Annotated in this window: 24 protein-coding genes and 1 pseudogene; 10 read left to right on the forward strand and 15 right to left on the reverse strand. The window is 71.8% G+C overall.

The features are described from left to right. Positions 1–16: 16 nt before the first annotated feature. Together AB8O64_RS34595 and AB8O64_RS34600 are read right to left on the reverse strand one after the other, a co-directional pair. Positions 17–1,852 carry a hypothetical protein gene (locus AB8O64_RS34595; protein ID WP_370423620.1) on the reverse strand — a complete coding sequence of 612 codons (1,836 nt, stop codon included), beginning with the start codon at positions 1,850–1,852 and terminating at the stop codon, positions 17–19. A gap of 124 nt (positions 1,853–1,976) precedes the next feature. After that, a complete protein-coding gene (locus tag AB8O64_RS34600; protein ID WP_370423621.1) occupies positions 1,977–3,569 on the reverse strand; it encodes an MDR family MFS transporter in 1,593 nt (530 codons plus the stop codon). 139 nt (positions 3,570–3,708) lie between these two features. On the opposite strand from AB8O64_RS34600, the gene AB8O64_RS34605 reads away from it, so the two are divergent. Then, positions 3,709–4,449, forward strand: a complete 741-nt coding sequence (locus AB8O64_RS34605; RefSeq protein WP_370423622.1) for a TetR/AcrR family transcriptional regulator — start codon at positions 3,709–3,711, stop codon at positions 4,447–4,449. Positions 4,450–4,505: 56 nt separating this feature from the next. Further along, a complete protein-coding gene (locus AB8O64_RS34610; protein ID WP_370423623.1) occupies positions 4,506–5,051 on the forward strand; it encodes an FHA domain-containing protein in 546 nt (181 codons plus the stop codon). A gap of 34 nt (positions 5,052–5,085) precedes the next feature. Here AB8O64_RS34610 and AB8O64_RS34615 read toward each other — a convergent pair whose 3' ends face one another. Continuing rightward, complete coding sequence (locus AB8O64_RS34615; RefSeq protein ID WP_370424077.1) at positions 5,086–5,214, reverse strand: hypothetical protein; 129 nt, start codon at positions 5,212–5,214, stop codon at positions 5,086–5,088. A gap of 198 nt (positions 5,215–5,412) precedes the next feature. Further along, a pseudogene (locus AB8O64_RS34620) lies at positions 5,413–5,677 on the reverse strand (serine/threonine protein kinase); the annotation flags it as partial. Positions 5,678–5,746: 69 nt separating this feature from the next. Here AB8O64_RS34620 and AB8O64_RS34625 point away from each other — a divergent pair. Together AB8O64_RS34625 and AB8O64_RS34630 are read left to right on the forward strand one after the other, a co-directional pair. Then, positions 5,747–6,532: a class I SAM-dependent methyltransferase gene (locus AB8O64_RS34625; RefSeq protein ID WP_370423624.1), complete on the forward strand. Its 786-nt coding sequence runs from the start codon at positions 5,747–5,749 to the stop codon at positions 6,530–6,532. Between the two features lie 43 nt (positions 6,533–6,575). After that, positions 6,576–7,412, forward strand: coding sequence for an ATP-grasp domain-containing protein (locus AB8O64_RS34630; RefSeq protein ID WP_370423625.1), 837 nt, complete (start codon positions 6,576–6,578; stop codon positions 7,410–7,412). A 24-nt stretch (positions 7,413–7,436) separates the two neighbouring features. Here the strand turns inward: AB8O64_RS34630 and AB8O64_RS34635 are convergent, their stop codons facing one another. Then, positions 7,437–8,207 (reverse strand): ATP-grasp domain-containing protein, encoded by a 771-nt coding sequence (locus AB8O64_RS34635; protein WP_370423626.1) that lies wholly within the window; start codon positions 8,205–8,207, stop codon positions 7,437–7,439. A 201-nt stretch (positions 8,208–8,408) separates the two neighbouring features. Here AB8O64_RS34635 and AB8O64_RS34640 point away from each other — a divergent pair, with 201 nt between their 5' ends. Both AB8O64_RS34640 and AB8O64_RS34645 read left to right on the forward strand, forming a co-directional pair. Further along, positions 8,409–8,861, forward strand: a complete 453-nt coding sequence (locus tag AB8O64_RS34640) for an SRPBCC family protein (protein ID WP_370423627.1) — start codon at positions 8,409–8,411, stop codon at positions 8,859–8,861. A gap of 92 nt (positions 8,862–8,953) precedes the next feature. Further along, the gene (locus AB8O64_RS34645) at positions 8,954–9,136 is read left to right on the forward strand and encodes a hypothetical protein (protein ID WP_370423628.1); all 183 of its coding nucleotides are present in this window, start codon (positions 8,954–8,956) and stop codon (positions 9,134–9,136) included. Positions 9,137–9,180: 44 nt separating this feature from the next. Here AB8O64_RS34645 and AB8O64_RS34650 read toward each other — a convergent pair whose 3' ends face one another. From AB8O64_RS34650 to AB8O64_RS34670, 5 genes are all read right to left on the reverse strand, one after another. Further along, the gene (locus AB8O64_RS34650) at positions 9,181–11,259 is read right to left on the reverse strand and encodes a xanthine dehydrogenase family protein molybdopterin-binding subunit (RefSeq protein ID WP_370423629.1); all 2,079 of its coding nucleotides are present in this window, start codon (positions 11,257–11,259) and stop codon (positions 9,181–9,183) included. Beyond that, complete coding sequence (locus AB8O64_RS34655; protein WP_370423630.1) at positions 11,256–12,272, reverse strand: xanthine dehydrogenase family protein subunit M; 1,017 nt, start codon at positions 12,270–12,272, stop codon at positions 11,256–11,258. The genes AB8O64_RS34650 and AB8O64_RS34655 overlap by 4 nt, the downstream gene beginning before the upstream one ends. Then, the gene (locus tag AB8O64_RS34660) at positions 12,269–12,781 is read right to left on the reverse strand and encodes a 2Fe-2S iron-sulfur cluster-binding protein (RefSeq protein WP_370423631.1); all 513 of its coding nucleotides are present in this window, start codon (positions 12,779–12,781) and stop codon (positions 12,269–12,271) included. Before AB8O64_RS34660 ends, AB8O64_RS34655 begins: the two co-directional genes overlap by 4 nt. 190 nt (positions 12,782–12,971) lie before the next feature. Beyond that, a complete protein-coding gene (locus tag AB8O64_RS34665; protein ID WP_370423632.1) occupies positions 12,972–14,090 on the reverse strand; it encodes an Ig-like domain-containing protein in 1,119 nt (372 codons plus the stop codon). A 242-nt stretch (positions 14,091–14,332) separates the two neighbouring features. Next, positions 14,333–14,866: a GNAT family N-acetyltransferase gene (locus tag AB8O64_RS34670; protein WP_370423633.1), complete on the reverse strand. Its 534-nt coding sequence runs from the start codon at positions 14,864–14,866 to the stop codon at positions 14,333–14,335. 458 nt (positions 14,867–15,324) lie between these two features. Here AB8O64_RS34670 and AB8O64_RS34675 point away from each other — a divergent pair, with 458 nt between their 5' ends. Then, positions 15,325–16,242, forward strand: a complete 918-nt coding sequence (locus tag AB8O64_RS34675) for a nitroreductase/quinone reductase family protein (protein ID WP_370423634.1) — start codon at positions 15,325–15,327, stop codon at positions 16,240–16,242. Positions 16,243–16,296: 54 nt separating this feature from the next. Here AB8O64_RS34675 and AB8O64_RS34680 read toward each other — a convergent pair whose 3' ends face one another. The 5 genes from AB8O64_RS34680 to AB8O64_RS34700 all read right to left on the reverse strand — a co-directional run bounded on the left by AB8O64_RS34680 (position 16,297) and on the right by AB8O64_RS34700 (position 20,873). After that, positions 16,297–17,649, reverse strand: a complete 1,353-nt coding sequence (locus AB8O64_RS34680) for an erythromycin esterase family protein (protein WP_370423635.1) — start codon at positions 17,647–17,649, stop codon at positions 16,297–16,299. 122 nt (positions 17,650–17,771) lie between these two features. Further along, positions 17,772–18,740 carry a TIGR03557 family F420-dependent LLM class oxidoreductase gene (locus AB8O64_RS34685; RefSeq protein WP_370423636.1) on the reverse strand — a complete coding sequence of 323 codons (969 nt, stop codon included), beginning with the start codon at positions 18,738–18,740 and terminating at the stop codon, positions 17,772–17,774. A gap of 133 nt (positions 18,741–18,873) precedes the next feature. Next, positions 18,874–19,428 (reverse strand): DUF4142 domain-containing protein, encoded by a 555-nt coding sequence (locus tag AB8O64_RS34690; RefSeq protein ID WP_370423637.1) that lies wholly within the window; start codon positions 19,426–19,428, stop codon positions 18,874–18,876. Positions 19,429–19,691: 263 nt separating this feature from the next. Beyond that, complete coding sequence (locus AB8O64_RS34695) at positions 19,692–20,378, reverse strand: PepSY domain-containing protein (protein ID WP_370423638.1); 687 nt, start codon at positions 20,376–20,378, stop codon at positions 19,692–19,694. Positions 20,379–20,459: 81 nt separating this feature from the next. Next, positions 20,460–20,873: an SRPBCC family protein gene (locus tag AB8O64_RS34700; protein ID WP_370423639.1), complete on the reverse strand. Its 414-nt coding sequence runs from the start codon at positions 20,871–20,873 to the stop codon at positions 20,460–20,462. Positions 20,874–21,075: 202 nt separating this feature from the next. Here AB8O64_RS34700 and AB8O64_RS34705 point away from each other — a divergent pair, with 202 nt between their 5' ends. From AB8O64_RS34705 to AB8O64_RS34715, 3 genes are all read left to right on the forward strand, one after another. Beyond that, complete coding sequence (locus tag AB8O64_RS34705; protein WP_370423640.1) at positions 21,076–21,429, forward strand: STAS domain-containing protein; 354 nt, start codon at positions 21,076–21,078, stop codon at positions 21,427–21,429. Then, complete coding sequence (locus tag AB8O64_RS34710; protein WP_370423641.1) at positions 21,426–22,358, forward strand: anti-sigma factor RsbA family regulatory protein; 933 nt, start codon at positions 21,426–21,428, stop codon at positions 22,356–22,358. The genes AB8O64_RS34705 and AB8O64_RS34710 overlap by 4 nt, the downstream gene beginning before the upstream one ends. A 362-nt stretch (positions 22,359–22,720) precedes the next feature. Next, the gene (locus AB8O64_RS34715; protein ID WP_356452546.1) at positions 22,721–24,016 is read left to right on the forward strand and encodes an MFS transporter; all 1,296 of its coding nucleotides are present in this window, start codon (positions 22,721–22,723) and stop codon (positions 24,014–24,016) included. Positions 24,017–24,026: the final 10 nt, after the last annotated feature.

A 24,026-nucleotide genomic window follows, 5' to 3' on the forward strand; every position in this document is an offset into this window, starting at 1 on the left:
TGGAGGCCCCCCGCTCTCACCGGCGCGGGCGGCGCCGCCAGGCACCGACCAACTGGCTTCCGACGTAGAGCGCGGAGAGGGTCGCGAGCAAGGGCCGGAGGAACATCACGTCGTCCGACATCCAGCCCCAGACCGCCATCGTGATACAGAGCGGCAGGAAGAGCAGACGCAGCGTCCACCAGTGCCAGGGCCTGCGCACGGTGTAGACCCGGTGGGGTGTCTGCCCGTCGGCGGCGGCCTTCTCCCAGTCGCCCATCGCCCCGGGACGGGTGAGGATGCGGGCGTCGGGCAGCTCGGTGAGGACCTCGGCGCGGGTCCCGAACGCCGCGGGCAAGGGCGGCATGCGCAGCGCCGCGACGAGGTCCGCCTGCCGGCGCGGGGCGTCGTCGGAGCCGCGCAGCAGGGCGATCAGCGGACGGATGTCGGCGATGTCATAGGCGGTGGCCACCGCCTGGGCCGTGGCCGTCACCTCGTCGAGGCCGGGGACGGGGGCGGCCGGGTCCCACTGGTGCTCGGCCAGTCGTTTGCCCTGGTGCACCAGGGTGAAGCCGTGCCGGTCACCCGACCGGTGGAGTATCAGGGCGGGCCACCGCTCCCGGGTGGTGAAGGTGCCCGCCGCGGTGACGAGCCGGTCCCGGGTGTGCAGGGAGCCGCGGCGCGTGGGGTCGGGGTGGAGCGCTATCTCGACCAGGGTGTGCCAGCCGTTGGCGGCCGTGGCCATGCGCAGGGGCGGCCCCGTGGGGCTCGCCTCGGCGACCGTGTCGAGGGTCGCGGAGACGACGGCGAGGGAGCAGTGTTCCGCCGCCGGGTACGGCTCGCCGGCCGGCGCGGGGATGGCCGGCGAGGCCGGCTGCGGGGGCCGGCCGAAGAGCGGGGTGGTTCCCGCGACCTGCATCCGCACTCCGGTGCGGTATTCCAGGAACTCCTGGCGAGGGTCCCCGACATAGGCCCAGGGGAACCGGGTGGCGTGCACGCCGATGGCCCGGAACTGTTCGAGCGACTCGGCCCAGCGGCCCGAGTTGGCCAGCATCAGGGCGAGGTGGTTGCGTACGTCGGCGACCTCCGGGTCGCCCGCCTCGTAGTGCGCGACCATGTCGAGGGCGCGCTGGATCGCGGCGTCGATCCGGGACGGGTCGATCGGCCCGTCCGCCACGGCGGCGGCCACGATGACGTACTCGACGGCCGCCTGGAGGGGCAGCGACTGCAGCTTGGACGGGGGCAGCGCCTCGTCGGCGGCGCGCTCCGCGAAGGCGAACATCTCCTCGTGCGAGCCGTACCACTTGTCGCACAGGTACTGCAGGGCCGTCGCGTGACAGCCGAAGTGATGGGGGGAGCGGGCGGTGGCCTCTGCCCAGTAGCTGTCGAAGATCTCACGGGGTGCCTGGCAGCCACGGGCGTGCGTGAGCGCGATGCGCCAGGGGACGGGGTCGGCGGGGTTGAGCTCGATGGCCGCCCCGATCACCGGGACGGCGTCCTCCAGCAGCGCGAAGAAGCCGCGGAACCGGTCCTCGCTCACCGCGTCGGCCCGCGCCGAGCTGCGGATCTCCCACGCCTGCCGGATGCACAGATCCGCCTTCACCAGCACGGCGTCCGGGTCCTCGGGCGCCTCGGACAGCCAGGCGTCCAGCCAGCCGGGATTGTGCAGTGCGAAGGACGCGAGGTCCGAGACGCAGGCGTCGCGGCGCTCCCACTGCATGTCGAGGCGTGTGGTGGCGAGGAGTTCACGGGCCGCACCGAAGTCGCCGGAGGCGGCCGCGGCGAAGGCGGCGCGCAGCGGCGCGTCCGGGGCATCGACGACGACGGCCTCGTCGGGCGGCAGCCCCACGCTCAGAGCGGAGGCATGGCGCGCCATGCGCGGGTAAGTGATCAAGGAACGCGGAGAGAACATAGGGTCCCTATTAAAGGACGTATTCCCGCATTCACCCAATCAAATACGACCGGCCCGGGGCCCGGTGGCCCCGGGGCGCGGGCCGGCCTCACCCGGCCGTCGGACGCCGGGCAGGCTCCTGCGGGGCGGGGTCCTCGACCGGGGCGTCGCCGCGCAGGGGGACCTCCCGGATGAACCAGGCGGCCGCGAAGGCGATCACCGACGCGACGGCCGCGCCGACGAGGATGCCGTGCAGACCACTGGTGACGGCGGCCCGGTAGGCGTCACGGACGGGAGCGGCCATGTCCCGCACCAGGGCCGGAGTCACGTCACCGCCTCCGGAAGCCGCCCGCTCCGCGGCCTCGGAGCCGAGCCTCCCGGCCAGGCTCGCCTCCATACGGCTCGCGTAGACGGCACCGAGCAGTGCGATGCCGAGCGAGCCGCCGATGGTGCGCAGCAAGGTGACCGTTCCGTTGGCGGCGCCCATGTCGCGGGGGTCGGCGCTGTTCATGGTGATGAGCATGACGCTCTGCGTCAGCAGGCCCATGCCGAGCCCGGTGACGAGGGTGAGCGCGGAAGCCACGGCCGTGTCGGTGCTCACGTCGAGCAGCAGCAGGAGGAGGGAGCCCACGGTCATGGCGGCGCCACCGAGGATCGGGTAGACGCGGTAGCGGCCATTGCGGCTGACGAGACGGCCGGTCGTGAGCTGGGCGCCGAGCATGCCGAACATCAGGGGGAGCAGCAGCATGCCGCTGGCCGTCGGGGACGTGCCCTGCACGAACTGCATGTACTGCGGAAGGTAGTTCGTCACCGAGAGCATCACCGCTCCGACGAGGAAGCTGAGGGCCTGGGCGAGGGTGAAGTTGCGGTCGCCGAACAGCCGGGGCGGGATGACCGGTTCCTCGGCGCGCCGCTCGGTGTACACGAACCCGGCCAGCGTGAGGACGCTGACGGCGCCCAGGGCGAGGATGACCGGCGAGGACCAGGCGTAGCTGGTGCCGCCCCAGCTGGCGAGCAGCGTCAGCGCCAGGATCCCGGCGGTGAGCAGGCCCGCGCCGGCGTAGTCGATCCGGGCCTTGATCCGCTCGGTGTGCAGCCGGATCCCGCTGCCCACGATCAGCAGGGCGGCGGCTCCGACGGGCACGTTCACGTAGAAGGTCCAGCGCCAGCTCAGGTGGTCGGTGAGAAAGCCGCCGACCAGCGGGCCGCCGATGAAGGCGACCGGTAGCATCGCGCCGATCATCGACTGCAGACGCCCGCTCTCCCTCGGCGGCACCAGCACGCCGATGATCGACAGGGCGCCGACCATCAGCCCGCCCGCGCCCACCCCCTGTACGGCGCGGAACGCGATGAGCTGGCCCATGTCCCGCGCGAGCCCGGCGAGCATCGAGCCGATCAGGAAGACCACGACCGCGGTCATGAAGGCGCCCTTACGACCGTAGAGGTCGCCGAGCTTGCCCCAGATGGGGGTGGTGGCGGCCGTGGTGAGCAGATAGGCCGTCACCACCCAGGACAGATGGTTCAGTCCGCCGAGCTCACCGACGATCGTGGGCAGCGCGGTGCCCACGATCAGTCCGTCCAGCATGGCCAGGAACATGCCGAGCATCAGGCCGAACACGCCGAAGTAGATCGACGTGCGGCGGGCCGGCGCTTCCTCCCGCTCCGTCTCCCGCGTCGGACTGTGGACGTCGTGGTCGTTCATCGCTGATCCCCCTGGCCGTGGCGGCCGGCCGAGGCCGTGGCGTGTGTACGTTGTATCCGATGGCGTACAACGTACACACCGCTGTGTACGCTGTCTACTGGAGATACGATGTACACACACCAGCTAAGGAGCCAGGCCCGTGACCGACCGGAAGAAGGGTGAGGAAGAGGCCCCGGTCTCCCTCTGGGAGCGGCTCGAACGCCCCGCGCCCACCCCCCGGGCAGCAGCCCTCACACCGCACCGGATCGCTACGGCGGCGGTCGCGATCGCCGATGCGGAGGGCCTCGACGCCGTCACCATGCGCCGGCTCGCCAGCACGCTGGGCGTCGCGCCGATGGCCGCCTACCGGTATGTGTCGGGCAAGGACGACGTCCTGGCGCTGATGGTCGACCTCGTCTACGCGGAGCTGGAGGTCCCCACCGACACCGACTGGCGGCAGAGCATGCGCGCTCTCGCCCTCAACACCCGGGACCTGATGCTCGATCATCCCTGGCTCGCGCGGCTCTCCGAACCGCAGGCGGTGCTCGAGCTGACGCCGAACCGGATGGCTGTGACGGAGCGGGCGCTGACAGCGCTCGACGGCCTGGGCCTGGACGCCGACACGGTGATGTCCGTGCTCCAAACCGTCGTCGCGTACACGTACGGCAGCACCCACTCCGAGATCGCCGTGCGGCAGCTGATGAAAGGTCAGGGATGGTCCACCGGTGACGAGGTGAGGACGGCCCTGGCTCCCCAGATGATGTGGCTCATGAACACCGGCCGGTACCCTGCCTTCCTGCGCTACGCCCAAGGAGCCCAGCGCAAGGACGACGCGCGGTGGCGCTTCGAAACCGGCCTGGACTACGTCCTGGACGGCATCGCGGCCCGCATGGAGGGCTGAGCGCCCCGGCTGATCGGCTGTGGACACCGGGGGCCGGGTGGGCCGACAATCACCCCATGACGTCTCCCGATTTCCGTACGCAGGTGAGCCGACGACCGTCGGAGGCGGAGCGGGACCGGGCGCTCGACGTGCTGCGGGCCGGCACCGGCGAGGGCCGGCTCTCGCACGACACGTTCATGCACCGCATGCAGATCGTCCTCACCGCCCGCAGCCGTAGCGAGATCGACGTCATCGTGGCCGATCTGCCGCCCCGCAGAAGCCTCGCGGACGCCATGGTCCGGGCCGTGGCGCGGTTTTCGGCCCTCGGGGTCCGGCTGCGCGAGGCCTGGCACCTGACACGCCTGCCCGGGCTGCGCCTTCCCGCACCGGACACGAAACCGCTCGGTATCGGCCGTTCCCCGCTGTCGGATCTGCGCTTCGACCACGACACGGTCTCCCGTCGGCATGCCGAACTGCGGTACGGGGGCGACTCCTGGCGGCTGTCCGACCTGGGCTCACGCAACGGCACGTACGTCAACGGCCTCCGCATCGCCGGCACCGTGTGCGTCCGCCCGGGCGACCACGTCGCCTTCGGCAGTCTGCACTTCCGCCTGTCCGTGTGAGCCGCCCGGCGCCGCCGAGCGGCCCGCTCGCCGGTCAGGCGGGCGGCTTCCACAGCCTCAGCGTGCCGGAGTACGTGGGCGGGTCGAGGAACTGACCCGTCCGCGTCACCTCACTGATCTCGAACATCGAGAGGTTCCCCTTCGAGGTCACCGTGCACAGCACGTCTCCCTCCTTCGCGGTGACATCTTCGGCGCGTCGAAATCCACACCGACCAGGGAATCGGCGGGAGTGGTGATGGTCAACGGGCGGCCGGTGAAGATCGCCTCGTAGCGTTCGGAGCCTTGGTGGCAGGCGCCGGATCCTTGCTCTTCCCGCCCTTCCCGGGGGTGACACTCGCGCTCTGATGGGCACTCCGGTCCGCGCCTGCTCGCACAGCTCCGCCGGCTCGCCCGGCGTGGGCCGCTCCGCCGGATCGGCGGCCAGACAGCGCGCCGGCACCGCCCGCAACCCGTCCGGATAGCCCGACAGGCCCGGCGACCGCCGGGTGCTCGGGCGACATGAACTGCGGGGTACCGACGAAGCCGCCGCTGCGCGTCAGCCGGGTGGCCTCCGCGGCGCGCGCGATGCCGAAGGCGATGCCCCAGGGGCCGTCCGCGCCGAGCAGGATGTTGCCGGGCTTCAGGTCCGCGGTCGGCGGGCGCCGACCGTTCCGAGCGGGGTGCCGCCGGGCCCCGGACGGACGACGATGTCCGCCATGACGACCCCCTCGCGTGCCCGTTCCTTCGACGCGGTCGCCGCCCGCTACGCGGCGCACCGCCCCTCCTACCCGCCCGCCCTCCTGGACGCCGTCGAGGAGCTCGCCGGACGCCCGCTCGCCGGGGCCCGCGTCGCGGACGTCGGGGCCGGCACCGGCATCGCCACCCGCCTCCTGCACGCCCGCGGAGCCCGCGTCGTCGCCGTCGAGCCCGGTGACGGCATGGCGGCACAGTTCCGCAGGGCCCTGCCCGCCGTGCCGGTCGTGCGCGGCGACGGCGATCACCTTCCGCTGGCCTCCGCCTCCGTCGACTTCCTCACCTACGCCCAGTCCTGGCACTGGACGGACCGGAGCCGATCGGTCCCCGAAGCGCTGCGCGTCCTGCGCCCCGGCGGCGCGCTCGCCCTCTGGTGGAACGATTTCGACACCGCCGTCCCGTGGATCGCCGACCAGGCCACCCGTCTCCGCCACTTCTTCGGCGAGGCCGAGAGCACCCGCTTCGCCCCTGTGCACCTGCGCCGCCTGCCGACGGGGCTCGGCCTCGTCAACCACCGGGTGCGCTGGAGCCGACGCGTACCGATCGACGTACACCTGGGCAACCTCGGCAGCCACTCCGCCTTCCTCGTCATCGGTAGCGAAACCGCCGACGCCTTCCTCGCCGCGGAACGCGACCGCCTGACCGGGCTCTTCCCGGACGGCATGGTGGAGGAGAGCTATACCGTCAGCCTCAGCGTCGCCCGCACCGGCGGCCCGTCCCGGGGCGGCAGGCCGCGACCGCCCGCGTGATGAAGTGGACGCCCCGGCGTCATCGGTGCGATCGTCGGCGATCGTGAAGCACGGTTTCCTGGCGCTGGCGCCGCAATACACCCCCACCCGCGAACTGCTCGCGTCCTCAGCCCGGCGCCGGGGCATGGGCGTCGAGGTCCTCCCCGCCCGAGGCGGCGTGAGGGGCACGACGGCGGAGGAGGACGGCGGGCACTACTACGGCGGCCCCGTGTACGCGGCGGGCGTCGTCGACGAGCTCGCCGTCGCCCTTCTCGAACCGGACGACGGCTGGCTGGCCGGCCTGCCCCATGTGTTCACCCGACGGCACATCACCACCTCGACCCTGGGCGAGGCACGCCGGCTGTCCGGGCCCGTCTTCGTCAAGCCGCCCAGCGACAAGAGCTTCCGGGCCGCCGTCCACGACACCGGCGGCTCCCTGCCCGAGGCCACGGAGCTGCCGCCGGAATCGCCGGTGCTGATCAGCGACGTGGTGACCTGGGCGGCGGAGTTCCGGCTGTTCGTCCTGGACGGCGAGGTCCGTACGGGTTCGCAGTACGCCACCTACGGCCGTTCCGCCTCCGTGCCCCTGGACGGCCACCACCATCGCGACGCCGTCCTGGAGTTCGCCGACGACCTCCTGGCCACCTGTGGTGACAGCCTGCCCAGCGCGGTCGTGGTCGACGTCGGCCTGCTGACCACCCCCGAAAACGGCGCCGACTCGGACTGGGCGGTGGTCGAGGCCAACATGGCGTGGTTCAGCGACTGCTACGCCGCCGACCCCGACCGGGCCTTGGACGTCGTCCTGCGTGCGGCAGGCCCACGGGCACGGATCGCCGACCGGGACCGCCGCTTCTGCCGGAACCGCGGTGACGCCCGCCCGTCCGCCCGACGTACGCCCTGACGGCCGGCCGGGGCATCCCGGGCCTCACACCGCTGCGGTCGTCCTTGCATCCGGGGTCCGGACGAAGGGGCGGTCCCGGGCCGTGAGGTCGCCGGCCGGCGCGGCGGCACGCAGGACGACGTCGAGGGCCCGGTCCGGGTCGGCGGCGTAGATGCCGCTCGCCCAGGCGGCATTGGCTTCGATCACCGCCCAGCGCCCGGCGACCCTCCCCACGTCGACGACGATGGCGCTGGGCAGCGTGGACCCGCACTCGGCCAGCAGCTCCGCGGCGAAGGCCGCCGCACCGTCCGACAGCGGACCGAGGCTCAGCCGGCCGCCCTCGGCATACCGGCTGCCGGTGTGCACCGCCCCGTCGAGCAGATGCAGCCGGTACTCGTCGGTGAACTCCACGACGTCGCTGACGAGCACCGGCGTCCGCGGATCCATCTCGTCCGGCCCGGGCAGCCGGGAGCCGTCCGTGTAGACCAACGCCCGTATGCCCTTGTCGTTGGGCGACTTGACGAACGCGGGCCGACGCAGGGCGTAGGCCTCCTGAAGGGACATGGCATCGATCTGACGGCGGGTGAACGCGTGGGGCAGGCGTGCCAGCCAGTCCGCGGGTGCCTGCAACAGGGCGATGCCCAGGGCGGGCGCCACGGCGTCGGCGAAACCCGGACCGGCGTGCACGTGCGCGGCGCGCAGACCGTCGGGTACCGCGAAGGTGGGGAGCTGTACGGTGCGCAGGCCGCGGCGGCGCGCGGCATCGCGCACGGCTTCCGCGGAGGCGGTGAGCCGGGGTGGCAGAACGAGAGTCACAAGCACGATCATGGCGCACGCCCCGGGGCGGTCCCACCGAATATCGGCGGTACCCGATTCCGTTGCTCTCCTGATGCCTTCCCCGGTGCCTTTTTGATGTCTCGAGATCCGGTGCCTTGAGAAGTGGAATCCCGGGCACCCGCTGGTGGACCGACCATTTCGTCCGACTCACCGAGTCCGACTCACCGAGGAGGAGACGTCATGTCACAGATCGAGGAGTCCGTCGAGGTCGCCGTTCCGGTCACCACGGCGTACAACCAGTGGACCCAGTTCGAGGACTTCCCCCGGTTCATGAAGGGCGTCGAGCGCATCGAACAGCGCACGCCGACCCTCACCCACTGGGTGACGAAGATCGACGGCGTCACCCGGGAATTCGACGCCGAGATCACGGAACAGATCCCCGACGAACGCGTGGCCTGGACGACCGTGTCCGGCGAGGTCCGCCAGGCGGGTGTGGTCACCTTCCACCGCCTCGACACGGCCCGCACCAAGGTCATGCTGCAGTTCGACCACGCTCCCGAAGGCATCGTCGACACCGTCGGCGACAAGCTCGGCTTCGTCCGCCGCCAGGCCAAGGACGATCTGGAGCGCTTCAAGACCTTCATCGAGTCCCGTGGCACCGAGTCCGGCCAGTGGCGGGGCACCGTCGTCTGACCGGTTTGCGGCAGGAAGGCCCGGGTACTCGATGGCTCGGCCTTCCGCCGCGGCGGGCCGAGCCCACGGGCACGTGGCGATCAGGAGGAAGAATGGACCGGGGAAGCAGCAAGCACGGCGCCAAGCGGGACGACGAACTGAAGAAAGAGGTGGAGGGCCTGACACGCTCCGGGAGGCCGACACGCGCCCAGGAATGGCGTGAGGCGGAGCCGGCGACCGAGGAGACCCCGGGGGAGGAGGGCACCGCCCCGGGAGAGGGCAAGAGCGGTAGGTGACCTGCCCCCGGACCCCCGAACGAGCCGGGGGCCGGGGAACGCCGTCAGACCAGCAGCTTCTCCGGGTGGAGGGGCAGGTCGCGGACGCGCACACCCGTCGCGTGGTGCACCGCGTTGGCGATCGCCGCGGCCGTGCCCACGATGCCGATCTCGCCGATGCCCTTGCTGCCCATGGGGTTCAGATGAGGGTCGTGCTCGTCGATCCAGTGTGCCTCGATGTCGCGGATGTCCGCGCAGGCCGGCACGTGGTACGCGGCGAGGTCGCGCTCGGCGAAGTCACCGAACCGGCTGTCCAGGGTGCTGCCTTCGAGGAGCGCCATACCCACACCCATCACCATCCCGCCGATGAGTTGACTGCGCCCCGTACGGGCGTTGAGGATCCGGCCCGCCGCGAAGACACCCAGAAGGCGGCGGACGCGGACCTCGCCGGTATCCGCGTCGACCCGCACCTCGGCGAACTGCGCGCCGAAGGAGGACTTCGCGTGCGGCGGATCGGACTCGATGTCGTCCGAGGTGTCGGCGGTGGCCGTCAGACCGCCGGGCGGAGGCGTTCCCCCGTGCTCGCCGATCAGATCCCCCAGGGCCCGGCAGGCCTTGTGCACCGCCCACCCCCAGGAGGCGGTCCCGCAGGACCCCCCGGCGAGTGGGGCCGCGGGCAGGGAGGTGCTGCCGATCTCGACCGCGACCCGGTCCATCGGCACGGCGAGCGCCTCGGCCGCGATCTGCGCCAGTACGGTACGGGCGCCCGTACCGATGTCCGTGGCGTTGACCCGTACGGAGAAGCGGCCGTCGCTGTCGACGCGCACCTCCGCCGACGAGGGCGCCACGTAGACGGGATAGCAGGAAGAGGCCACGCCCGTGCCGATGAGGTGGCGGCCCTCGGCGCGTGAGCGGGGGCGCGGGTCCCGCTCGTGCCAGCCGAAGCGCCGCGCGCCCTCCCGCAGACACTCCACCAGGTGCCGGCTGCTGAACGGCTTCCCGCTGTCCGGCTCGGTCGCCGTGTCGTTGCGCACCCGCAGCTCGACGGGGTCCACCCCGGTGGCACAGGCGAGTTCGTCCATCGCGCACTCCAGCGCGTACATCCCCGAGGCCTCGCCCGGCGCCCGCATCCAGGACGGGCTGGGGACGTCGAGCTCGACAACCCGGTGGGTGGTCCGGCTGTGCGGCGAGACGTACATGGTCCGCGAGGGGGTGGCGGCCTGTTCCACGAACTGCCGGACGGTGGAGGTCTGGGTGGTGACCTCGTGCGCGAGGGCACTGATCGTCCCGTCCTCGCCCGCGCCGAGCCGGAGGCGCTGGACGACGGGCGGGCGATGACCGACGACGGCCGCGAGCTGCGCCCGCGGCAGCGCGAGCTTGACGGGCACCCCGGTGTGCCGGGCGGCCATCACGGCGAGGACCACCTGCGGCCGCGGCGTGCCCTTGGAGCCGAAGCCGCCGCCCACGTGCTCCGAGAACACGGTGATCCGCTCCGTGTCCATGCCGAAGAGCGCGGCCAGTGTCTGCTGGACGGTGGTGGCGCCCTGGCTGGAGTCATGGGCGAAGAGATGGTCGCCCTCCCACCGGGCGGTCGTGGCGTGCGGTTCCATGGGGTGGTTGTGCAGACCGGCCATGGTGTACGTGGCGTCGACGCGCACGGCGGCGCGCGCGTACGCCGCGTCGAAGTCACCCCACTCGCGACTGCCGGGAAAGCCGCCGTTGGCCTCGTCGGGGACGTAGAGACCGGGGTGGTCGGTGGCCAGCACGGCGTCGTGGTCCTCGGCCGCGTACGTGACCTCGATCGCGGCGGCCATGGCGCGCGCGGCCTCCAGGCTGCGGGCGAGTGCCAGCGCGATGTACCAGCCGCGGTGCGGCACACGGTCGTTCTGCAGAAGGAGCAGGGTGGCGTCGTCCACCTCCTTCAGCCGCGGGGCGTTCTCGTGGGTCAGGACGGCGAGAGCCCCCGGCTCGTCCATCGCCCGCCCCGTGTCGATGGAGACGACCCGTCCCCGGGCGATCGTGGCGGGGACGGGCCAGGCGTAGGCGGTGCCGGGCGGGGTGTGCTCGGCGGCGTACCGGGCCGCCCCGGTGACCTTCTCGCGCCCTTCGACGCGCACCGGGCCGGGCGTACTCGTGGTGTTCATGAGGCGGTCCCCTCGGTGACTGCGGCGGTGCCGCCGGGACCGGCGAGTCCGCTGAGGACGCGCACGGCCAGATTGCGCGCGAGGGGCACCTTGAAGGCGTTGTCGCGCAGTGGTTCCGCGGCTGCCAGCTCGGCTTCGGCGGCACGGGTGAAGGACTCCTCGGTGGCCGTGGCCCCCCGCAGCGCGTCCTCCGCCGCGCGGGCCCGCCACGGCCGGTGGGCGAGACCGCCGAACGCCAGCCGGACGTCGCGGACCGTGCCCTCACGCACATCGAGCGCGGCGGCGACGGAGACGAGGGCGAAGGCGAACGAGGCGCGGTCGCGCACTTTGCGGTACTCGGACCCGCCCGCCGGCGGGGGCGGCAGCTCGACGGCGAGGATCAGCTCGCCGTGGCGGATGACCGTGTCCAGGTGGGGTGCGTCGCCGGGCAGCCGGTGGAAGTCCGTGAGGTCGACCGACCGCTCACCCTCGGGCCCCCGCAGGTGCACGACGGCGTCGAGCGCCGCGAGAGCCACGGCCATGTCGGACGGGTGCGTGGCCACACAGGCCTCGGAATGGCCGAGCACGGCGAGGTCGCGGTGGACACCCTCGCGGGCCGGGCAGCCGCTGCCCGGAACAAGTTTGTTGCACGGCTTGCCGACGTCCTGGAAGTACAGGCAGCGGGTGCGCTGGAGCAGGTTCCCGCCCGTGGTGGCGGCGTTGCGGAGCTGGCCGGACGCGCCCGCCAGTACTGCCTGGGACAGCGCCGGGTAGCGGGTGCGTACGGCCGGGTGCGCGGCGAGGTCGCTGTTGCGGACGCCCGCGCCGATCCACAGACCACCGCCCGCCGTCTCGCGGATCTCCGCGAGGGGCAGTCTGCTGATGTCCACCAGGAGACCGGGGGACATCACGCCCAGCTTCATCAGGTCGACGAGGTTCGTGCCGCCGCCGAGGAACACACCGTCGGGGCAGTCGGCCAGGGCCGCGATCGCCGCGTCGACGTCGTCGGCTCGCGTGTAGGCGAATCTCCTCACCGTGTCACGTCCTCGATCGCGCCGACGATGTTCGGGTACGCGCCGCACCGGCACAGATTGCCGCTCATCCGCTCGCGGATCTCGTCGGGGGAGAGGGGGATGCCCGGGCCGGGAGGACCGTCCGTCAGGGCGGTGACGTACGAGGGGTGCCCCGCCGCCGCCTCGGCGATCGCCCCGACCGCCGAGCAGAGCTGCCCCGGCGTGCAGTAGCCGCACTGGAAACCGTCGCGGTCGACGAAAGCCTGCTGGAGCGGATGCAGCCCGTTGCCTCCGGCCTGCCCCGCCAGCCCCTCGACGGTGGTGATCTCCGCGGCGTCGTACGCGACCGCCGGCAGCAGACAGCTGTTCATCCGCCGCCCGTCGACCAGCACGGTGCACGCCCCGCACTGCCCGTGATCGCACCCCTTCTTGGCGCCGGTGAGATCCAGGTGCTCGCGCAGCGCGTCGAGCACGGTCGTCCGGTTGTCGAGGGTCAGCCGCCGGGGAACGCCGTTGACCCCAAGGGTCACTGTCGAGGTGGTGGTCCGGTCAGAATCGCCGGACCGGCCCGGACCGGTGGGCCGGTCGGGGGCGGGGTGCGTTGCCACGGTGCCTCGCCTTTCGCTGGTGTCCCATCAGCACCGTGACGAGGTCCCCGGTTCCCCGGCGCGCGTAAACACACCAGGGAGGGACGACACCCATTCGGCCCGCCTCAGGGGATCACTTCAGCGCGCTGCGCTTGTGCCACTGCTCCCAGGTCTCCTGCCAGACCTCGAGGCCGTTGCCGACGTCCGTCTTCTTGGTGCTGGTGGTGCCCTTGACCTCGACGGTGGAGCCGATGGACAGGAAGTCGTAGACCTTCTTGGCGTCGCTGGTGGTCATGCCGAAGCAGCCGTGGCTGTTGTTCTCCACGCCGATGGAGTTGTTCCAGGGCGCCGAGTGCAGGAAGGTCCCGGAGGCGGTCAGATGCGTCACCCACTTCGAGTCCAGCATCCACTGCTTGCCGTAACCGATGGTGGACGAGTCCATGGTCTCCGCGGCGTTCTTGCTGCGTACCGTGTGGATGCCGCCGCGCGTGGGGTCGGTGGGGGAGCCCGCCGACCCCTTGATGTCACCGACGGGCTTGCCGTCCTCGTACATGGTCAGGGTGTGGCCGGGGACGTCGATGACGGCCTTGCGGTCGGCGCCTATGGTGAAGCCGAAGTTGTAGTTGCGCGCGAACCAGCCGCCCTCACCGGAGTTGATTCCGGACAGCGAGCCGTTCACCGAGACCTTGGTCCCGCTCGGCCAGTAGTCCTTCGGCCGCCAGTCGATCCGGTCCTGGCCCGAGTAGTCCTTGACCCACCCCCAGGAGCCCTCCACCTTCGGCTGGGTGGTGACCTTCAGGGACTTCTCGATCTCGGCGCGCTTGCTCTCGTCCACCGGCTTGTCGAAGAGGATCGAGACCGGCATGCCCGTACCGACGGTCTGTCCGTTGCTGGGCGTGTTGGTGAGCTTGTTGACCGCCGGTGCCTGCTGTGTGGTGAAGGTGGCGGTCGAGGACGACTCCTTGCCCTTGCCGTCCTTGCCGCCCTTCGCCGTGGCCCGCACGGTGTACGTGGTCTGGGGGCCGGCCTTGCCGTCCGAGGCCCAGGAGGAACCGTCGGCCGCCAGCTGCCCCGTGACCTTGTTGCCCTTGTCGTCCTTGACGTCCACCTGCGTGAGCCGCCCGCCGTCCGCCTTCACCGCTATCGGTGAGCCGAGCGCGACATTCTTGCCGCCCGCCGGACTGACGGTGATTTTGGCTTCCGCGTCGGAAGCGGAACCACCGGAACCGCCCCCGCACGCGGTGAGCATCATGGAGCCCGTGAGAGCGGAAACCAACAGTACGGAGCGACGGCTCGATCCGAGGTGCACGTCAGTCGACCTTTCCAGCAACAAGAACAAGGCGGTGGGCCACGGCCTCGGCGACCCACCAGCGCGGCGGCAAACACCGTCCACAGCTCTACAGATGAGCTGCGGGCTTGTACGGTTGCATGGAGAAAGAAACGTTTGTGCGATGGATGGACCGGAGTGTCCGCCTCCGGCGACTCGCGGCCGGTCTACGCGGTGAATTCCGTGAGATCGATGGCGTGGACGAGCAGCGGGATGTCGTACTCGGGATGCGTGATCTCGCGCTCCCGCGTCATGCCGAGCTTGCGCAGCACGTTCTGAGAGGCGTCGTCGCCCGGCCGGGACACGCTGATGACACGGTCGAGCCCACGCTCCTGCAAGGCGAACTCCAAGGTGGCCTGAGCCCCTTCGGACGCGTACCCCTGGCCCCAGAACTGCCGTCCGAGCCGCCAGCTGATCTGGACCTCGTGCTCCAGCTCGGGCAGCGATACGGGCACGGAAAGACCGACGCACCCGGCCAGTTCACCGGAGGCGAGCAGCTCGACGGCGAACAGGCCGAAGCCCTCGTCGTCCCACTCCTCCTCCCACCTCTCGATGTCCTCGGCGGTCTCCTCCAGGTCCCGGACCGAGCCGTCGCCGACCCAGCGCATGACCTCCGGGTCGGCGTTGATGTCGGCCATCGGGCCGAGATCGTCCTCACGCCAGCGGCGGAGCATCAGTCGGGGCGTTCGAATCTCTGTCACGGCGATCATCCTGCCGACAGGAGGCGGACAAAGCCAACCGGGACTCGCCACGGCCGGCGGACCGGGCGGTGACGGTCTCACCTGCTGGGGCAGCGGGGCCACGCGCGTTGACAACCGGGACGCCTGATGGCTGTAATGGCGGGGCGCCGCGTGACGCCGACCACAGAGCAGTGGGCAGGTCGGCAGTCGGGCGAGCGCCGTACCGAGGGATCACATCATGAGTGCATCTTCCGCACCCCGCGCCTGACGCCAATCACGTCCGCGCGTCCTCCCTTGTCCTCCGCGGTGCCCCGCACCGCCGTGTGACGTCATCACCGCCATGCCTTCCCGACGGCCGTCCGGGCTTCCGACCGGCGCCGTCCCCAGGCGGGGACCGAGTGCCGCGCGCCTCACCGTCATCCACCCCCACCACGGTGCGACCGTGGGACGGGCGTACTTCTCTGGAGATCCGACACCGCATGCCCACTTCCTTCAACCAATCCGTCATCGAGGAGTTCCGCGCCAACGACGGAAAGGTCGGCGGCCCCTTCGAGGGCGGCGACCTCCTCCTTCTCACCACCACCGGCGCGAGGTCGGGAGAGGAGCACACCGTTCCGCTCGGTTACGTCCGCGTCGACGGTCTGCTGCTCGTCATCGGCTCCGCCGCCGGCGCACCCCGTCACCCCGCCTGGTACCACAACCTGCTCGCCCACCCGCTGGTGCGGGTGGAGCTCGGCACCGAGGAGTTCGAAGCGATCGCGGTGCCCGCAGAAGGCACCCGGCGCGACCGGCTGTTCGAGCAAGTGGCCCTGGTGGAACCGGGATACGCCGACTACCAGACCCGCACCACCCGGCTCCTGCCGGTCGTGGCGCTGGAGCGCCCCGGGATCGAGCCGGGGGAGGGGCCGGCCGAGGTCACCACCCTCGCCGACAAGCTCCTGGAGGTCCACACCTGGCTGCGCGCACAGCTACGGCATGTGGGCGCCGAGGTCGACGCCCACTTCGCCGCACAGGCGGCTCGTACCGGGCCCGGGGAGTCCTCGACGGCGCCCGGGCTGGGACTGCAGATCCGCCAGCACTGCCTGGCGTTCTGCCAGTCCCTGGAGTTCCACCACACCGGCGAGGACGCGTATGTCTTCCCCTCCCTCGCCGGTCGTCAGCCCCATCTGGCGGCCGCGCTCGACCGGCTCCGTGACGAACACCGGACGGTCGCTCGCCTCCAGGGCGAGCTCGTCGCCCTGCTGGCCGACATCGGCGGCGCCGACCCGGTGCGCTTCCGCACCGAGCTGAACCGCATGGCACGCGAGCTGACAGCACACCTCGACTACGAGGAGGAGTCGCTGATCCCCGCCCTCGCCGGGATCCCGTTCCCCCCGGCCCCGCCCACGCCCGCCTGACGGATCGTCCAGGGGCGGCGGTCCGCCGCCCCCCTGGACGCCCCCTGGCGGCCGTCACGACAGCGGGTGCGCCGCACGGAAGGCGTGCAGGTGGACGAGGACGTCGTGCCCCCTGCCGAGGGAGAACGGGCGGTAGGGGTCGCCGGGCGGTCCGATGTCCCGGGTGGGGCGGGCCCGGTGCGCCCAGTCGCGGGCCGCCGGCGGCGCGGTCCGCAGATCCACCAGGAAATCCCGGTACCGCGTCTCGTGGCCCACCCGCTCCAGGAGCTCCTCGCTGCTGCCCGCCCTGGGCGGCGCGAACTCCTCGGTCCGCCACTTCCCGTCGTCGCCCGGCACGGTGGCACTGCCGCGTCCGAAGGTCGTGCCCACGCTGAGGTAGTCGCCTTCACCGAGCAGCTTGCGCAGGTACGTGCCTTGGGAGACGGGGTAGCGGGCGGGATCGTAGGTCTCGTACGCGGTGTGCCCGTTGTGGCCGGCCAGCAGGACCTTGGTACCGGTGTGCCGGTACCACCACGCGGTGTTCCAGGCCATCAGTTCGTCGCGGTACCGCATGGCCTCGGGCCAGGTCGCCGGGTCCCCCAGATCGAAGGCCAGCAGGGTGGCGGTCTGCTCGATGACCCGCGCGTGCTGCACGGCCCAGTCGTGGGCCGCGCGGTCGGGGCCGGGGCGCAGCCCCTCCAGGATGCTCACGGCCTGCCGGGCCAGACCGGCCAGCCGGCGGCGCTCGGCCGGCGGCAGCGCGCTGAAGTCGGTCTCGGCGGCATGGGCCCACAAGGCGTCGTAGAGCCCGTCGAACTTCGGCCGCAGTGCCGGATGCCGTCGGCCGACGTACCCGAGGACCCGCTCGAACAGCATGTCGTCGATGCGGGGGTAGGCCAGATCGTTCCCCATGAACCGCACCGGGGACTTCGGGTGGCGCACATTGTGCTCACGCATCCACGTGATCAGGTCCAGATATTCCCGGACGTTCCACGGCCACTTGCCGTTCCCGAACTCCTCTTCCATGATCGTGCGCGGATCGCCGGTGCCCTGTCGCACATACGCGTCGATCCGCAGCCCGGCGCCCCAACCGGCCTCCAACGCGAAGGTCCTGAACCCCTTCCGCTCGACCAGATACCGGAAGACCCGGTGCTTGAGGGTGACCAGTTCGTGCGTGCCGTGGGCCACCTCACCGAGCCCGACCACCGGCACATCACCGATCGCCGCGCCCAGCGGGCGCAGATCGCCGAGGTCGCCGAACGGCTCGGTCGACCGCAGCGGCCGGCAGGCGCGGGCGAACGCGGCGACGACCGCACCGGCCCGGTCGCCGGGCGCCGGGGCGGCCAGCGCGTGCGCCGGCCGGGCGGTGGCGGCGAGGCCCAGGGCGGGCAGCGCGGCGAGCAGCGACCGCCGTGAGAGGGGTGACATGGCGGGGTTCTCCCTACGGGTGGATCCGGGTGATCGGTCCCGAACCAGTCTGCCCGGGGGCTCGCCGCGCCGGCATCCCGCCACCACCCGGCTCGCGGTGGGGACAGCCCCACCGCCGCGCGTCAGCTCGGTTCGAGCGCCCGGATCCGATGGTCGAGCTCCCGCTGGTAGAAGTCGATGAAGCCGTCCGGGTCCGGGCCGGCGTTCTGCATGACCAAGTGGTCGAAGCCGGCGTCGACGTACCCCTGCGCGGCCTCGACGTAGCGGGTGGGATCGGGGCCGCAGGCGAACTGCTCGAGGATGTCCTCCTCGCGGACGGTGGTCGTCGCGGCGTCGAAATTGGCCGGGTTGGGCAGCTCGCTCATCACCTTCCAGCCCGTCACGGCCCAGCGTGAGGTCTCCAGCACGGCCTTGGCGGCGGTGTGTTCGTCGTCCGCCCAGGCCATCGGCACCTCGGCATAACACGGTCCGCTGCCACCGGCCTCACGGTAGTGCCGGACGAGCTCCGATTTCGGTTCGGTCGCGAACAGCCCGTCGCCGAGCTCGGCCGCGATGCGGGCCGCGGCCGCCCCGCCGGCTGCCACCGGGATCAGCGGCAGCTGCTCGGGCAGGTCGAAGACCCGCGCGTCCTCCAGCCGCAGGTGCTTGCCTTCATAGGAGCGGTAGCCACCGCGCCACAACGACCGGATGATCTCCAGGGCCTCGCGCAGCATCTCGTGGCGCACCCGGACCGAGCCGGGGAATCCCGGGCCGATGACATGTTCGTTGAGCCGTTCCCCGGACCCCACACCGAGGGTGAAGCGGCCGTCGCAGACCAGGGCGAGGGTGGCGGCGGCCTGAGCGATGATCGCCGGGTGGTAGCGCACGGTGGGGCAGGTCACGCCCGTCACCAGACCGATGCGCTCGGTCTTCACCGCGATCGCCCCCAGCACCGTCCAGGTGAACGGCGAATGCCCCTGGTTGTCCAGCCAGGGGTGGAAATGATCACTCATCTCCACGAAGTCGAAACCGGCCTGTTCGGCCCGCACGGCCTGCCGGATCAGCTCGCCCGGCCCGAAGGACTCCGTCGCCAGCTTGTAGCCGACCTTCATCTGCCTCACTCCTTTGGCTCGTGCGTCATGTCCGATGCACCGCCCGTCGCCCTGACGCCTTCCCGTCGGGGATGACGGGGCGAGCCCCCGGCCGTCGCTGCTCGCGTCGGCCGGGGCGGGAGGATACGGGGGTCTATCGGCCGTTCCCCGCGGCGGCCTTGTGGCTGTCGTGGCAGGTGCCACCGTGTACGAGGCCGAGGTGCGTGGCGACGACGGGCCGGAGCTTCTTCGCCAGGTGCCGGACCTTGTCGTTGTGGCCGTACTTGATCTCGTGGTCGATCAGGTCCAGGGTCTTCTCGTGCCCGGCGGCCTGCACCTTGAGCCACGCGACGTCATAGGCCTTGGTGTGGGCCTTCGTCCGCAGCTTCGCGAGCTGCTTCTTCTGCTCGTCCGTGGGGGAGCTCGGCAGGGAGGTCCCTACCTTGTCCGCCACCCTCTTCACCTCCTCGTCCATCTTCGTGTGGTCGCGGAGCAGGACCTTGGCGACCCGCTTCACACAGGACGTGGTGGCGTTCTTGCCGGCGTCCTTCGCGGTGGCGATCTCGGCCAGATTGCCCCGGTGGGCGGTGCGCAGGAAGGTGTCGTCGGCCGAGCTGGTGCGGGGGCAGGTGGCCAGGGCGGGGCTGATGGCCGCACCGCTCACGGCCAGTACCGCCACGGCCGTGGCCAGCTGGTGTCGCATACGCATGGGTTGCTCCGTTCGTTCTCGGGCTGACGGCGCGCGCGACGAGGGAATGCCGGGCTGGCCGCCGTACGGTGCCGGGTCACGCGGATCGCTGGTGCGGCCCGGCGACAACATGCCTGCCACCGAGCCGGGCCAGCGCGCGCAGCATCCTGCGAACGGCGCAGCGGGCGCACCCGGGTGGCTCAGTCGACGGGCGTCCGGCATCCGTCGGCACGCTGCCCGCATGCTGCCCTCGACCATCGGCCGCCCCCGCCGCCCGCCCGGCCTCAGTCGCGGTCGACGTGCTCGCGGAGGATCTTGCGGTGGGTCGCGTCGACGTCGAACGTGGTCTTGTTCCAGTCGCCGGTCGTCACGACGTCGACGGACCAGATGACCGTTCCGGCGTCGGTGTCGTCGAGCTCGACGGCGGTGACCGTGCCCTTGGTCCGGCCGAGGGCCGTCGCGGCCGCGTCCTGCGGCGAGACCTTGGCCTTGCCCAGACGATCGGCCAGCTCCTGCTTGTCGCCGTCGTCCTGGTCCGCCTTCGCCCGGGAGTCGAGGACCTTTCCGGAGACGGCGTCGACGCGGACGACGTGGGCGGTGCCGTCCGGGGCCGCCACCTCGATGTGCCACTGGGGACCCGCGCCGGCGGCGCGCTTCAGCTCCTCGGAGACCAGCCTGCTGCCGGGGACCTTCTCCGCCGCGGCGGCCGCGGCGCGTTCGTAGCCGACCTTCGCCGACGGCACCAGTGCCTTGCGTTCGGCCTGGTCCTCGGTGAGCTGTCCCGTGGCCGTCGCAGTGCCGGCTGACGGGGTCGACGACGTGGCGCTCCCGCCGCCGTCACCGTCACCATCACCGCAGCCCGTCACCAGTGCGAGGGAGAGGGCGAGCCCGCACAGCGCGCCGACGCCGCGAAGGCGCCCCGGGCGCGGGCCGACGTGCATTTCGGATTCGGTTCCGGATGTGTCGTTCATGGGCACACGTGTTGCCCCGACGCACCCCGGTCATGCCCCCTGGAGCAGGGAATCACCCGACGGTGGCGGCGGGGCACGGGCTCACCCGGCGTTGTCGACGCGGAGCCGCACTTGCTCCTCCAGTCGCTCCAGGCTCCGCTCCAGCGCGGTGCGCACGGTCTCCTCCCCGGGGTCGTGACGCTCGTCGAAGAAGGACAGATGGACCGTCACCTCGCTCGCGCCGGCACCGGAGCCGGTCACCTGGAGCCATCCGGCGTAGGTCGAACTGTCCCGTGTGCCCCACTCCACCCGCAGCCGGTCCGGCTGCGTGCGGAACAGCGCGTCCGCGTCCTCGCCGGTGCGGTCCTCGTGCACGGTCACGGCCGGGAGCCCCTGCGCCTCGTGCACATGCAGATCCGACGGCAGCCAGCCGGCGAGCAGGCTCACCGTGCTCGCCTGATCGAAGACATGTTCAGGCAGCGCGGGCATCGTACGGGAACGCTCGTAATCGCTCATGCCACATCCATCGTCGGTCCGGAACCCCTCCCTGACCCGCCTGCCCCGTCGACGGCGTCCGAGGCACGAAACCACCCGTTCGCTCCGGCCCGGTCCGTCCTTCGGCCCCGCACGGGCCGCGGCCGGTTTCACGTCCCGACCACCTCCCTCACGAAGGATGTGGGGGATACTGGCCACCGCGACAGAAGGCGGGGGCGAGTCCATGGACGGGCCACATACGGCGAGGGCGGGCGAAGAACCGCCCCGACACGGCGTTCTCGACATCCGGCCGTGCGCGGACCGGCCGGGAATAGCCGCCTCCGGCGAGATCTGCCTGACGTCGCAGCCGGAGTGGGAGGGTGCGTTGGAAGGCCTGCTCTCCCGCGGCGGGGACGCCTACCTGGAACTGTCGGACGTCACGTTCGTCGATGTCGCGGGCACGTCCGCCCTGGCCCGCGCGGCCCAGCGGCTCGGCCCGGCCGGCCGGCGGATCGTCGTCCACGAACCACCGCCGTCGCTGCGTCGTGCGCTGGAGATGTTCTGGTCCGATCTGACGGTGATCGAGGTGACGGGGTGACGGGCGTGACGGTCAGCGACGAGACGTTCGTGCACCCAGCACTCTTCTACCGCGGCGACAGCGAGTATCTGACCGCCACCGTGCCCTTCATCCAGGACGGACTGGCCGCGGGGGAACCGGTGGCCGTGGCCGTCCCCGGAAGGAACCTCGCACTGCTCCGGGACGCCCTGGGCGAGCAGGCCGCCTCGGTGCGCCTCATCGACATGCAGCAGGCCGGGCGCAATCCGGGCCGGATCATTCCGCGCGTCCTGCGCGCGTTCGCCGACGCCCATCAGGGCCGTCACGCGCGGATCATCGGCGAGCCGATCTGGGCCGGCCGCAGCGCGGCGGAGTACCCGGCGTGCGCGCAGCACGAGGCGCTGATCAATTACGCGTTCACGGGGCGCGATGTCACGATCCTGTGCCCCTACGACACCGGACGGCTGTCCGCCGCCGTGCTGGCCGACGCCGAGGCCACCCACCCCGTCGTCAGGCACGGCGGCCTGGAGCGGTCCAGCGACGCCTACGCACCCGACCGCGTCATCGCCCGGTACAACGAGCCCCTGCCCCTGCCGCCCGGGGTGTCCGCCTTCACCTTCGACGCGGAGAGTCTCCCCGACGCCCGGCACTTCGCCGCCGGGCTCGCCGCGGGGTTCGGGCTGCCCGACGGCCGCCGCAGTGACCTGGAACTGTCGGTGGCGGAGCTGACCACCAACAGCGTGGTGCACGGCGGCGGAGCGGGCACGCTGCGGGTCTGGACCGAGGGCGACCACCTGGTCTGCGAGGTCGAGGACCAGGGATACATCAGCGCGCCCCTGGCCGGCCGCTGTCCGCCCCCGCCGACCCAGCCCGGCGGCCGTGGGCTGCTCATGGTCCACTACGTCACCGATCTGGTCCGTACCCACACCCACCCGCAGGGCACCACCACCCGCTTCTACCTCCGGCGTTGACCGGTCACGCCGCGAGCACCGGCACACCGACGGTTCGTGGCGGCCGCGCCTGACGGTTTCCGGTGGACCCCTGTTCCCGAAACGCGGGCAGGGTGCGTCGCCCTGCCCGCTCATATGTCATATCGGCAGGTCTGATACGGCTCGCATACGACTCGGCAGCCGACCACCGCACGCCGGTCGGCGGCATGAGCCCCCGAGGCGCCAGCGCCATGCCGCGCGCGCCCTGCGCACGAGCAGTGCGCCGCGCCCTGGATCATGCGCACGGGGTGTCTTTTGGCCTCGAGTCCCCCTCGTGCGTCCCACAAGACGACCCCCGCTGCAGATTTCCCCAAGGAGATCGACTGCGACCCTACTGTCTGGACATGGGACACACCGCCTCGGGACCGGCACATCCCGCCGGATACCGCGAACTCGTCACCCGTCCCCTGCTGATCTGGGCGGCGGTGATGACCACCGCCCGACTGCCCGTCGCCATAATGCCGCTGGCCTGCGTCTTCCTCGTCCGCGAGGAACCCGGTGGCTACGCACTGGGCGCGTTTCTCGCCGCGGCGTTCACGCTGGGCGAGGTCGTGGGCGGGGCAATCCTCGGACCACGGCTACGGCCCAAACGCGTCGTCGGCCAGCTGGCCTGCGGGCTGGGCGGCGGAGCCGTCGCCTTCGCCGCGCTCGGCATGCTGCGGGGCGCTCATCCGGTGCTCCTGGCGGCGCTCGCCGCTCTGGCGGGCGCCGCCCCGGCCGCGAGCCCCGCGGGACTGCGCACGCTGCTCACCACCCAGGTGCCCGCACAACTGCGCCCCCGCGTGCTGAGCGCCGAGACCATGCTGGCCTACACCACCTCGGCCGTCGGCCCGGCACTCGTCAGCTGGCTGGCACTGGACTTCGCCTCCTGCGCCCCCCTGTGGGTGGCCGCCCTGCTGGCCTTCACCGCGGCCAAGGCGCTGCGCGCGCTGCCGATGCGATGGGAGTCCGAAGAGACGACCCGCACCGGCCCCTCGCTCCTGCGGTGCGTTCTTCCCGCCTGGCCGGCCTATCTCGCGGGCGCCGCCGCGCTCATCCTGTTCGCCCTGTCGGAACTGGCGCTGCCCGCGCTGATCGAGGAGTGCGGCGCCCCCATCGGCTGGGTGGGGCTCATGCTCACCATGCAGTCGGGCTTCGCCGTGCTGGGCGCCATGATCTACGGGCTCCGCAGATGGCCGGGCGACCCCCAGCGGCAAGGGCTCGTCCTGGTGCTCGGCATCGCCGGCTGTGTGGTGTCCGCGGCTCTCGGCCACTGCCTCGCGGCCATCGTGGCCGCGCTGTCGGTCGCCGGCCTGCTGTACGCGGGTGCCCAGGTCACCCGGCACATGGCGGTGCGCGAAAGACTGGAGCCCGCCGCACTGGCCGCCGGCTACTCGGTCATGGGAGCGATCGCCGCCATCGGCTACGCGCTCGGCGCGACCCTGGCGGGCGCCATGCTCAGCTCCACCACCCCCACCTTCACCCTCCTCACGGGGGTGTCGGTCGCCTGCGTCCTCATCTTCATCGGTGCGTTGGGCGACCGACGCCGCCGCGACCCCCCTGCCCAGGAGTTCGCCGCACCGGACCAGGAGGAGCCGCGAGTGCCCCGTCAGGCGTTGGGCGGGTCCCCGGACACCGCGCGGACCCACCACGACCCGTGACGCGGGGCCT

Origin of the sequence: Streptomyces sp. QH1-20 (assembly GCF_041283565.1) — a bacterium.
Classification (GTDB): Bacteria; Actinomycetota; Actinomycetes; order Streptomycetales; family Streptomycetaceae; genus Streptomyces; species Streptomyces syringius.